General features: G+C 45.0%; 8 protein-coding genes. All 8 read left to right on the plus strand.

What is annotated here, in order from left to right; genetic code table 11:
- The coding region (locus ACFOWS_RS16630) for a hypothetical protein (protein WP_379767063.1) at nucleotides 1–1988 on the plus strand (1988 nt) is incomplete at its 5' end.
- Nucleotides 1989–2011: 23 nt separating this feature from the next.
- Entirely contained in the window at nucleotides 2012–3922 is a 1911-nt protein-coding gene (locus ACFOWS_RS16635; protein ID WP_379767066.1) for a hypothetical protein, read from the plus strand.
- 80 nt (nucleotides 3923–4002) lie between these two features.
- On the plus strand, nucleotides 4003–7086 hold the full coding sequence (locus ACFOWS_RS16640; RefSeq protein WP_379767069.1) for a hypothetical protein: 3084 nt from the start codon (nucleotides 4003–4005) through the stop codon (nucleotides 7084–7086).
- On the plus strand, nucleotides 7087–8079 hold the full coding sequence (locus ACFOWS_RS16645) for a hypothetical protein (RefSeq protein WP_379767072.1): 993 nt from the start codon (nucleotides 7087–7089) through the stop codon (nucleotides 8077–8079).
- 10 nt (nucleotides 8080–8089) lie between these two features.
- Nucleotides 8090–8953 carry a baseplate wedge tail fiber connector gene (locus ACFOWS_RS16650; RefSeq protein WP_379767075.1) on the plus strand — a complete coding sequence of 288 codons (864 nt, stop codon included), beginning with the start codon at nucleotides 8090–8092 and terminating at the stop codon, nucleotides 8951–8953.
- Nucleotides 8950–10767: a phage baseplate protein gene (locus ACFOWS_RS16655; RefSeq protein WP_379767078.1), complete on the plus strand. Its 1818-nt coding sequence runs from the start codon at nucleotides 8950–8952 to the stop codon at nucleotides 10765–10767. The genes ACFOWS_RS16650 and ACFOWS_RS16655 overlap by 4 nt, the downstream gene beginning before the upstream one ends.
- Nucleotides 10767–11432 carry a hypothetical protein gene (locus ACFOWS_RS16660; RefSeq protein ID WP_379767081.1) on the plus strand — a complete coding sequence of 222 codons (666 nt, stop codon included), beginning with the start codon at nucleotides 10767–10769 and terminating at the stop codon, nucleotides 11430–11432. The genes ACFOWS_RS16655 and ACFOWS_RS16660 overlap by 1 nt, the downstream gene beginning before the upstream one ends.
- Nucleotides 11433–11441: 9 nt before the next feature.
- Nucleotides 11442–12833, plus strand: coding sequence for a phage tail protein (locus tag ACFOWS_RS16665; protein ID WP_379767084.1), 1392 nt, complete (start codon nucleotides 11442–11444; stop codon nucleotides 12831–12833).
- Nucleotides 12834–12837 lie beyond the last annotated feature (4 nt).

The following is a 12837-nucleotide window of genomic DNA, read 5'->3' on the forward strand; positions in this document are numbered from 1 at the left end:
AGGGACACACAGAAAATTACCCCGCTGTTGGGGTAGAATGGGCGACCGAAATCATCCCGATCGGAACTCACCTGTATACGAGTTCTCCATTCGGGCAGAAAAGCGATCCACTTCCGGTGGTGAACTCTCCAAACGTACCCACAAACCCAGACGGAACCCCAGGGGTTTCTACTGACATTCTGGTTACGAAGATTGGTTATTATTTCGCCAGTCAAGCGGATATTGATGCCTATATCACATCGATCGGGGCTACTAAGCTCGCGGGTAATGACTGGTACGGGGCTGATTTGTCAAAAGCGAATCTGTTCAAGAACCCTGGCGAACTCGCGATGTACAAGGTGGAAAACTCCGGTGGTTACTTGCTGACTGCTGGCCCCCGTTGTGATCAGCGAATCCGACAGGTATACAACCCAGACACGGGCGCATTTACCAGCATTGATTATTACTGGAATGGCAATCGTATTGCTTACATGAAACACGACGAATCCCCAGCGCACCAGTGCAAATATACAGGGATGTCGGTAAACACGAACGCAGATACCAGCATTCCTCCGGTTCCTCCGGCTCTCCCGTCAACGTATGGGGCGCTACCGAGTGAGATCTCTTTGTTGCGTTCTGCTCGTTCTGGACTGGGTTGTATTCCGGCGACCGTAGGCTTTGCATACACTAACATTAGTGATGCTATGTTGTCCGCATGGAACGAAACCCGCGAAACGTTCAAACTTGCATTTAACATGTTGACGGGTACGATCAAGAACGGTACAGGCATAGCAACGATGTTTGATGGACTTTCGATCGGGATGGAAGAAATCACAGCGGGTGCTCTGGCATTGTCACAGCAGGCATGGCAAACCGCAATGAAGGTATTCCGGCAGATCATTAGCTCTGCGTTTAACATCGTGGGCGGTGCATGGAGTCTGATCAATAACTTCCTCCCGACTGTTGCGATCATGGGTGTTGCAATCAACATTTACGATCTGGTGTTTGGTGATAGTTCGGTTCAATCCCTGAAAGATTCTTTCCAGGCTCTGATTGATTCCGGCGCACAGACGTATGAAAGCGTCATAAACGCAATATACGGGGCTATAGGCAGTTCTTACAACTACGCCGTTGAATACGTCAAGGCTGGCGCTCGCGACCTTGTAGACGCGTGTAGCGCGTTATTTGACTGGTGTTTGACTATGTTCCAAAATGGTTGCGTTGCTTTGGTGGATTTGTACGGGCGTATGATGCAGATCTGGTCAATGCCTCCTGAAACACCAAACCCGCTTTGGTCTGCGGTGTTGGCTATCCGTAACATCATGCGACAGATTAAACCACTTGATGTGATTCTGGGCGGTAACTTCCCAGGGTTTACAGCAATGGATCTGTATCAGCAAGCACAGGTCAAGGTTAAAGCAGTTATCGATGCATCATATGCGCAGATCTCCGCATTGTATGAACAGGCGCAAGAAGTTTACAAAACCTTGACTTCTCAGACTCAGGAAAGGGATTCTATTAAACGTAAGTTCGACCAGTACCTTAACTGGATGTGGGAACCTGTAACTGAAATGGCTACCGCTGCTTATCAGGCTTCACTCGATGCAGCAAACGCGGCTATTGCAGCGACTAAGGCAACATATGAGGGCATCAAGGCGCAGATCGCATCGTTGCAGGATGGATTGAAAGACACCTACAGCATGGCGATGGATGAACTCAAGAAACTTCCTGTAATGGCTCAGATTAACCAGTTCTTAGGTTACTGTGGGGTTGCATTCGATGACCTGTTAAAAACGTATGACAACGCACTGACGGGCGCTAAATCGCTATACAAAGACTTTGTTGACAGTTCCAGATCGTTTAAGGATACATGCAAAGTAATATATAACCAGATTTGTACGCTTGCCCTAAGTAAAGTGACTCAATATGTTAACAAGCTATTGTCTCTGATTGGACTTGCGATCACTTTCGGTTCGATTAGTGTTTGCGTCCCTATGGTTCAATACTAAATACCCGATAAAGAGGGGTAATAATGGCTACTTTAAAGAAACAAATTAATCAGATCCCCGATATTTTTGTCGGGGCTACTTTCGAAGAAATCAAAGCGGACTTAATTAACTGGCTCCGTGGACAAGAAGAATTCAAAGACTACGATTTTTCAGGCTCGCGTATGAACGTGCTTGTGGATCTGCTGGGTTATGCTACTCTGTACATTCAACAGATGGGTAACACTGCACTGTTCGAATCGTTTATTCGTACTGCGGCGCTTCGTAGCTCTGTTGTGCAACACGCTCAAGATTTGGGCTATATGCCGGATTCCCGTACTGCTGCAAGCACTGCGATCATGGTTACTGCTAAAAACCCACTGAACCCGACATCGATCCGTATTCCGCGCGGTACGAAATTCATCGGTACAGTAAAACAGACAAACAGTTTCCCGTTCGTCGTATCTGATGACGTGGTTATCGTTCGTGACAAAGACAACAACTATGTTTCTATGCTGAACATCGTTCAGGGGCGTTTAGTACGTACCGAAGTCATCTTCGACGGCTCTACTATCCTGATTCGAGATCCAAACATCGATCGTAGTCAGGTTCGCGTTACTGTTAACGGCGCACAATGGGATGACTGGACGAATGAAAGTATCGTAAACGCCACGGGCGCATCAACAATTTTCTATATGCGTGAAACTGTGGACGGACACACCGAAGTTTACTTTGGTGAAGGTGAAACAAGCCAACAAGTCGCGGGTGGTGCTCTGACTGCTGATTATATCGGTGGTCTGAAACCAGCAAACGGATCAACTATCGTTATTGAATATATTTCGACGAACGGAGAAGATGCTAACGGTGCTGAAAACTTTGTTTACGTGGATACGTTGACAAACATTAGCATTACCAGCATCACCGAAAACCCTACAGATTCCGCTGATTATGTCGGTGCTGATGGTGGTGGCGAACCGGAAAATATTGAACGTATTCGTGAACTGGCTCCTATCATGCGTGAGACACAGCGACGTTGCGTTACTGCATCGGATTATGAATCGTTCTTGTCACACCGTTTCGGTTCTGTTATTCAGGCGGTTCAGTGCTTTACAGATAGCGAGAAACCTGGTTATGCATTCATTTCCGTTAAGCCTAAATCTGGTTTACGGTTGACTTCTGTACAAAAAGAAGACATGCAAAACTATCTTGCGAAGTATAATCTTGCGACGATCACGCCGTCTATTCTCGACCCGAACTACTTGTATATTGTACAAAGCATCAAAGTAACGTATGATATCAGCAAACTCGTTGAGTCGGAAGAATGGTTGCGCGGTCAGGTAATCACAGCGATTGATAATTACTATACTGATAACGTTGAAATTTTCAACAAATCATTCAGTAAGTCCAAAATGTTAACCTATGTTGATAATGCGGACGTGTCGATCATTGGTTCCTCTGCTACGATTAGCCTGTTGCGTGAACTGGACAACTACTACAGCGCCCCAATGTCAGGTATTCACTTCCTGAACCAAGTAGCGCCGCGCAGTATTGTTTCGAACGGTTTCAAGTACACAAACGCCGCTGGTGATTCGTATAACGTTCGTTATGCGTCAACCGCTGCCAACAGTTCTGGACGGGCAAAAATCGTGATTGGGCCTTTCAAAAACGGCGATATCGCTATTACTGCGTATACAGGAACCGATTTTAATAAATACCCAGGAGTCACGGATCGTACTAAATATTACGAAGTCGGATATGCGGAACACTACACTGATTTCATTAGTTTCGATCTGGGTGTGCTTAACGTCCCTGCTGAACGCTTTAGCGCTGCATACATCGAACTGACAGCAACACCGTTAGAAGAAACTATTTTCACCCGCGATGGTTCCTTGATTGTATTTGAAAACGATCTACGTCCTCAATATACAACGCTGACGATGAACCCGATCAGTCAATAATTTCAACCCCTGTCATCCGGCAGGGGTTTTTTGTTTGCTAAATATGGGATATAAGTAAAACGCAAATTTGGAGAAACATAATGATTAAAGCGCCGTCAATTACCAGTTTGCGCGTTGATAAACTGGCTGCTAACTTCGTATATTTGAAGTGGGATAGCGTAGGCATGGATTTCTACTACGTGGTAGAAATGGCTGAAACTCGCGGTGCGGGTGGTGCTGTGGTTCCAGATGATGAACTTACCTGGTTTCAATTAGGTTACGCATATCAGAACGAATGGTTTTCTTCTGACGTACAGCCCAACAGCTATTACAAATATCGCGTCATGGTTACGCATAAAGGCTTTGACCCGTCTGACTGGGTTTATACAGAGGAACTCTGGACATTCGATCTCAACGCATACACATATTCGACTATGCGTGAATTCACACCAAGTGATGCATTCATAAACGAAAAATTTTCAAAGAATAACAGAAACTACGTGAATTTTGATTCTGATGTGGTAATGGCGGCTCTGATGAAAGAAGACTTTGTGTTTTCTCCATTATACACCGACGTTTCACAAATCAGTGATAAAATCCTTACTCAAGAAAACTATCATGAGATCCAGGATCATATCGAACACGTTTGTAACGACATTAACAGAACTTTCCTGGTAGCGTCAAACGGTTTGCTTTATCTGTTTGAACGTTTTCAGAACATGGCGAAGGTATCAAACGACAAAGGGCAAACATGGCATTACTACAAGGCGTTTAACGACCGCGTAGGAAACCCTGTATCGCGCTCTGTTGCGTATCAAAGCCGAAACACAACCTATGTACTGGGTTACGATCGTATCTTCTACGGGCGCACCTCAACAGATATTCGCTGGTCTGCGGACGATGTGCGATTCTCTGCTGATGATGTTACGTTTGCCAAACTGGGGAACCAGACGGGCTTAGATTTCGATGTAGACTCATACAACACGTTTGCTAAATTGCCTGGTAACGTGGCGAAATATGCCGAAGCAATGGCCTGTTCTGATGGCTGGCTCTATGTTGCTGCTAAAAACGTCATGCGTCGTATCGCTCTGAAACAGACACCGATCGATACGAACCCAAGTTCACCAACGTTCGGGGAAAAGATTTTCGATACTGTTAGCTATACAATCGTACCTGGTAATGATAAGATTGTTGTTAAGAAAATGGATGTTATGGACGGCATTCTGTACGCGCTTGTAACGGGTGAGGTGAAAACTGCTCTGTTAGATCCAACAAAACCTGCTAACGTTAAATCGTCTACTGCATCCGGTGTGTATCAGTGGCAAGAAGACACTAAAACTTTTGTACGCCTGTACGGGAACACGGAAAAAGAACGTTTCTTCATTGAACATCAATACACCAATATGTCAACAAACGGTACAGAAATTTTCATTTCTGTTGCAAACTACAAGTATCCTGGAACTTTACCAGATCCAGAACTGGTGGTGGAAAACCCAGCGTTGGTTGATGCGGTGAAATATGATCTGCGTCCTGGCTATACCTCCAGCCTTGCGATCAACTTCACGACGATTCGCGCACACATCGACGATCCTACTGTGTGGAAATTTGGTGCTCAGGAATACTACAACGAGGCAAACTATAGTTGGTTCTTCCGCGATTCTGTTCGCACATGGATTACCAATGATAACCGTCCTCTGGTGGTGTACCCGAAAATAACGTATACGCTAGTTACTGATAGTGCTGGCACGTCATCATCGCTTCGTGTTAACCGTGAAGTGTGGGATCGTGGTAATGTGAAAATCTATATCAACAACATCAAGTTTACTGGTTTTACCAAGTACACTAACGGTGTGTTACTGTATAAGAGTTCAGGCGAAATCATCGGATTTTATGAGTTGAGTTATCGCGCCCGTGACAGTTTAACGATTTTCTGGAAACCAGACAATACTTTGTTGATTGCTAATCTGATTCAGCAGGAACGAGAAAAACCATATACGCCAGATCTGTCTCCTGGTTTGATTGACCCAGATTTAAGCCATATGATTACGCGCTTTGCGCCTCAAAGCTATCTGGAACAGCAATATTTCGAGAAGTTCGGGGAATATTATTTGCAGTTCGTTTCATTGGGTGAAAATACCTATTATAACAAACTGTTGAACCTGATCAGGAACAAATATCCTCGCGAACCAAACAGCGTTGAATATCTCTGGTCGGAAGTAAACCGCCGTAATATCTACCTGGATAAATCGAAACGTGATCAGGTTGTTCGGTTCTTCGAATCCCGTGCGAGTGACTTCTATTCGTCAAAGGGTATCGAAACCAGTTACAAATTCCTGTTCAAAATGCTGTATAACGAAGATGTTACCGTTGAAATCGAAAGTTCAAACACTCTCGAATATGATATTTTGGTATCGTCAACGAATATCAGCCAGGATATTGTAGGCCGGACGATTTACACACCAACAGCAAGAGCTAACGTGACGTATATCGAACGCAACTATGAAAACGGACAATTACGCTGGTCAATGACTCTGCATAACGTGATAGGAAACTTCCTTGAAGGTCAGGTTGTCAAGTCAGAAAAAACTAACTTTACTGGAATGGTTCTGCGTGGTGTTCGTGGTAAACAAATGGCGAATAACTCGATCGACTACTTCAACCGTGGACGTTCGTACTATGTGATGAAAATTCGTTCGAATCTACCAGCATCCCGTTATAAGGATGATGTTCTGCGATTCGTTCACCCTGTAGGCTTCGGTTTTATTGGAATCACGATGTTGACTGTTTTCATTAACTCTGGTTTGTCTATGACGCATAGCGAAACGATTATTGATATTCTTCGAAATTATCGCTATGACAGTGGTTATCCGAAGTATTGGCCTGATCGTGTAGCCCGTCTTGATGGTAACGGAAATCAGACATTCGACCTCGTAACAGGAGAAGCATTATATGATGCACATCCTAAAGCCGGACAGCTTTTTGATGTTCCTCCTGAATATGATGTTGATGAACAACCGCTGAATGGTGTTTTACCTTCTGCGCGTCGATTTGATCAAAGTCCACTGTTCGATAGCTCTGCGGTTAAATACTCTCAGTTCCGTAACTTAGTGGAAAAACGATTGAAAGATGACGCTGGTAATCCACGCGATCCAAATCCACCGTCACAAAGAAAGGTAGGAAAATAAATGGCTCAACAAAACATTTACCGTGCGGTTGTAACTGGTAAGTTCCGCACGGAAAACATGATGAACTTTCGCGAAATGATCGGGGATGCCTCCGATCATAACTCGATTTATATGTCGATCGGGAGAACTGAACAATGGGCGGATAATGAATCCGACCCAGAATTCGCGCCCCCTTATCCTAACGATGATACAGATGGTATTGTCGATATGTGGACGCATATGATCGGGATGACTAAAGTTCCTGGCGAAATGATTGATGCGATCGTTCCCCGTAAAGACTGGGGCGATACACGATATCCGAACCCTAAAATCTTTTACGTTAATGATATTGTGGTTGTCAACTCCGCTCCTTATAACCGTACTGACTACGGTAAAGGATGGATGGTATATCGCGTTGCTGACGTTCCTGATATCGGTTCTTGCTCTATCTCCAGCATCACGGGGAAAGTTGAATGTGTGCGTATTGGTGGCGTTTGGACACCTACACACGAATCGATCGAACCTCCACGCGGAGAAGCGAACGGTATTGATATGGGCGACGGTTATATCTGGGAATATCTCTACACGATTCCACCAGATGTTGTGATCAACCGTTGCACAAACGAACATATCGTTGTTCCGTTCCCGAATGAACTCGAAGAAGATCCGGTTCGCTGGGGTTACGACAACGTAATCAAATGGTATCCAGATATGTATGATTTGGTTTACCGAATGAAGGTTCACTCAATGCGATTCCGTGCGTATATGGATTCGTTGTTCTTCCCGCAAGCCTCTTTACCTGGGAACCGTGGATTCCGTCAAGTAAGCGTTATTGTAAACCCGCTACTTAAAAAGGCGCAACCCTCAGACCCAGAAGTAAAAGCAACAGGCCAGTATTACACACGGAATCAACTTGAACTGGATTCAGGACAAATGATCTATATGGAAAACCGTCAACCGATTATTCGTTCTCCTGATCAGACCGAAGAAGTCAGTATTATTTTCGAATTCTAAGGAAACCATAATGGCATATCAAACAGGTAAAAAATTGATTGACGTGGGGCAGATCGGCAACCCGTCAACTGGTGATCCGCTGTATGACGGCGGTGTTAAATTAAACGAAATGGTAACGAACATATACAACGCATTTGGTGATGTTCGTCTGCTTAGTGCTAATAATGGCGTTGGTACAATGTTGCTTCACGCGACTGGTTATTATCAAAAGCTGCCTCGCACATATTATTCAGGGAACCCGATCGAATTGGGTTCTTTGCATGATATGGATACTTCTACAGGGCCGATTACAGTTGTTCTCCCTACGGGTAAGTTAGGTGAAGGATGCTATTTCATAAATAGTAACGGTAGCGTTTCTGTTGATCGCCCTATTGTTTTCCGTCCTCAAGTTGGCGATGGAATTACGGGAGTACAGGATCAGCTTTACGTGACCTCCCCGTATACCCGCGTTATGCTGTGGTGTACGAAGAAAGAGGGTTCAGTAACTACATGGGATTATTCAGTAGAATCAATGTTCGGTTCTAAAACAATGCCCGTTGACGCTACCAAACTAATTTTGAAAGCATCATCTACCGCAATACCGTTATTTGGTTACAGTGAGTTCAGCGGCGCGAAACTTCTCGTGTATGCTGAAAATATGAGAGGTACAGTCACTAAAATGGCTGAAATTCTGTTAGGCGTGGATCGTGTCGCTCGAAATGTGTATTCAACTGAATATGCAGTATTGAAAAACAGCGACGATGATATGTACACGCTAAACTTCACTGTTGGCGCTGGTGATGTGGTATATGCTAACGTTCAATCCAAACTCGAAGATCGTATTAAGTTTACGATTAAAGCGATTGACACCATTAAATCAGGGATCGCAGCATGAAACAAGAAATTATTATTGGTAACGTGGTTGATGACGGCGCTGGCGATTACTTACGCCGTGGTGGTCAAAAGACAAACGCGAACTTTACCGAACTTTACAACAAGCTGGGTGATGGGGAAATCCCTCACCCAGCGGGTGCATGGAAAACGCATTCAGCCCCTACGCTATCCCCTATTTTCGGTGATTCGTGGGCGCTGAATACAAGTAACAACCGTATTACTGTAAACCTCCCTAAAGGCGGCGTAAGCGATTATAACAAGGTTATTCGTCTACGTGACGTATGGAGTAAATGGGCTACCAACAACGTGCGTCTGATTCCTGCAAGCGGAGACACCATTAAAGGTTCCCCGACTTACAAAGAATTGTACAAAGATTTCATGGATGTTGAATTGGTTTATTGTTCTCCTGGTCGCTGGGAATATGTCGAAAACAAACAGATCGACAAAATCACTACTTCGGATCTTGCAACCGTATCAAAAGAAACGTATATCGCTACACAGGGACAGACAGACTTTCCTAACGTATTTGGCCCTAATAACTCGTATAACGTCCGTGCTCTGGAAGTTTACTATCGCGGTAACTTGCTGTACATCGACGACAAAAACGGCTTTGTAGAGGCAAACAGTGATTACGGTTCGCCTGGTGCTAGCGCCGGACAACTGGTAGATCTGGATGGGGTGAATATTCGCCTCAAACGTCCGTGTAACGCTGGTGACACGCTTCAATTCGTTACCTATCTGGATGGTATTGCCGCATGGCGTTCGACGTATGAGGCGCATACTATGCGCGTATACAACACAGGCGACACCGAACAGGTTAGTGTTCCTGGCGAAATCTGGGTTGGTGACTTGTCAACCAAACGCGAATTCACCAATGCCGAGTTCGGGATCAGTCCTCGTATTCTGGTAAACCCTAACTCGTTTGAACTGCTGCTTAACGGTCGTCAACTGGTTAAAGCTGGTGATGCGGATCTCCCGACCTTTACGTGCGAAGGGGCACAAGGTTACGATGAATCAAGCTGTTTGGCTAACTCCGGTGCGTGGGTTCCCTCTGGACAGGACTACAGCCTAATTTTCGTTGATTCTATTGTAACTGGTATCAAATTCGCTCAACCTCTGGAAACTCGCGATGTCGTAACAATTCGTTGGTTCAACAATGATATCGGTACGGTGATGGAATGGGACGGTGTAGGCGGTATTAAAGAACATACTGATAAGATTTATCTGAACAACGAAGAAGAAGTTGTTCTGGTGAATCAGATTGAATATACCGATTACAACAACCCGACACAGAAAACCGCTCGAAAAGTAGCCGATACCTTTACTGGTCGTCTGCTGGATCTGCAAGCGTTCTTTGATGTGATTCACCCGATTGGGACAATCTACGAAAACGCACACAACGACGCGAACCCAGGCGATTATATGGGCTTTGGTATCTGGACACGTTATGCCGAAGGAATGTTCCTTGCTGGCTGGACTACCGATGAAGCCGATAGTGATTTTGGTCTGAATAATAACGATCTGGATGGTTCCGGTCAACCAACTCATACTTCTGGTGGCACTGGTGGCGAACGTGGTTACGAAATCAAACCGATCAACGTTCCTCAAATTCAGTCAACCGATAAGGTTCTGATTAAAGACGCGAACGGGATCATTATTATCGGGGGCTGTCAGGTTGATCCTGATGCGAAGGGGCCAGGTTACACTAAATACCGCGAGGATGTAATTAAAGTAAATCAGGGTAACACTACCCCCGATAAACTTAGAACGCTCCCGCCATATATTACTGTTCATCGCTGGATAAGGGTAGCATAATGAAACAACAATTTATTTCCAAAACAAGGGAGGGGGCGAAAGTCCCTTCCCGCGAAGCAGATTTTTTACAATATGAAATGGGTACGAAAGACCCTTTGATTGGTGGTAAACGTACTATCGGCGGCGCTAACGTCGATCAGCTTCGCAAAGGGGTTGATTACCCTAACGTACAATCAGCAATCGACGATCTATATTCTTTATCTCAGCAGATCCCGATTAACGGGGTGATTATGATGACCGAAGATAGTCCGCCGTCTGCTGTTCAGCAAGTAGAAACAATTAAGTTTGGCGGTGCTGTATTAAACCCAGACCCGGATCAGACAAAAGCAACTATTCACGTATACGGATTCCCATTTGTATTCGATAATACAACTAACGCATCAAGTGTGTGTGAAGAAGTATATAACACCTTTAACGATTTTGTTACCCATGAAAAATATTTCGATTTGGTGACTCGTAAAGGGCTTAACGGGGAAATGCTGGAAGTTCGTTTTATTGATGCAGTTCCGCATCCGGTAACTAATAAAACAGAAAACGGTATTTCGATGGTTGGTACGATCGACGTTCAGGCTAAATCTGGTTATGGAACATGGTCGAAATTGGGGGAAGTTGATTTGGCAGTCACACCAGCAGTTCCGATCTACTATTTCCAGCGTATTGCATAAGGATAACAAATGAGTAACAACACAATTAACCACGTAAGCGATGCGTCCGTTTACGTGACTTTTGATCCTACGGGTACGCAATGGCCTAGCACGTATAAAAACGTCCAACAGGCTCTTGCTGTTATCGGTAGTTGGGCGCGTACTGATGTTGGCTTGCCTGTTGCTGCTCCTGGCTTCCGTGGTATAGCCGCGATCGCAACACAGGCACAAATTGACGCTGGTACTGATAACACAACGATTGTTACCCCTGCATTACTGCAATATCGTTTACAGAACCCTCATGCGTCACAAATCGTATGGGGATATACTCGCTATGCAACTGATGCCGAATCGGTAACTGTTTCGAACGATCTGGTGACTATTACCCCGCGTTCGTTGAACTACGTGTTCAATAACAGAAAATCAACAGAAACCGTGTGGGGTTCTGCTAAACTGTCAACTACTGCTCAGGCAACGTCCGGCACTGATGACACAACCGCAATGACTCCGCTTAAAGTTAAACAGGCGATCTCTGCTCTGGTTCCGGTACAATCCAACGCAACAGAAAGTTCGTTTGGTTTGGTTCAGTTGGCTACCGTCGCAGAAGTCCGCGCAGGTACAATCCGTGATGGATTTGCGATTTCACCATACACGTTTATTCGTCTGACTGCAAGCGAAAGCGATTTAGGTTTACTCCGCATCGCTACCCAGGCAGAAGTAAACGCGGGTACTGATAACACCAAAGCGATCACCCCGCAAAAACTTGCTGCTGTGAAAGGCTCCGGCTCTACTTTCGGTATGGTTAAATTATCAACAGAAATCAATACAGGATTAGCAAATACTGCGTTGTCCGCTGGTGCAAACGTTGTTCCGAGTAACCGAAACAGTGCGATCACTGGCGGTGCATTGTATCAGGGTTCAATTGATGTTGACAATAAATACCAAACAAAGACTGATGTTGACGCAAATATCCCGATCGGTTGCATGATGCTTGCTGCATTCAACTCCGATGCAGGAAACCTGTTTATCTGTAACGGTCGCTCATTAAGCACGACAACTTACGCAGATCTGTTTGCCCGTATCGGGTACACGTATGGTGGTTCGGGCGGTACTTTCAACCTCCCAGATATGCGCGGTGTTGCTGCTCGCGGATTTGATGCTGGACGTGGTTTAGACCCAGGTCGCGGGTTTGGTACTTACCAGGAAGACATGTATGAATCTCACGGACATGATCTGGAATTGATTTATAACAATGGTGGTAACATTCCAAGAAGTCAAGCGATTTACGAACTGAAAGGCGCAGAAAAGAATGACCAACGAGTTATTCATTTCGACAACCGCTATACCCGTGCGCTTCCTAATGGCGGCACAGAAACACGAATGAAAAACGTTGCGGTCAACTATGTAATTCGAGTACGATAAAGGG

Origin of the sequence: Flagellimonas marina, from assembly GCF_042651185.1 — a bacterium.
Taxonomy (GTDB): Bacteria; Bacteroidota; Bacteroidia; order Flavobacteriales; family Flavobacteriaceae; genus Flagellimonas; species Flagellimonas marina.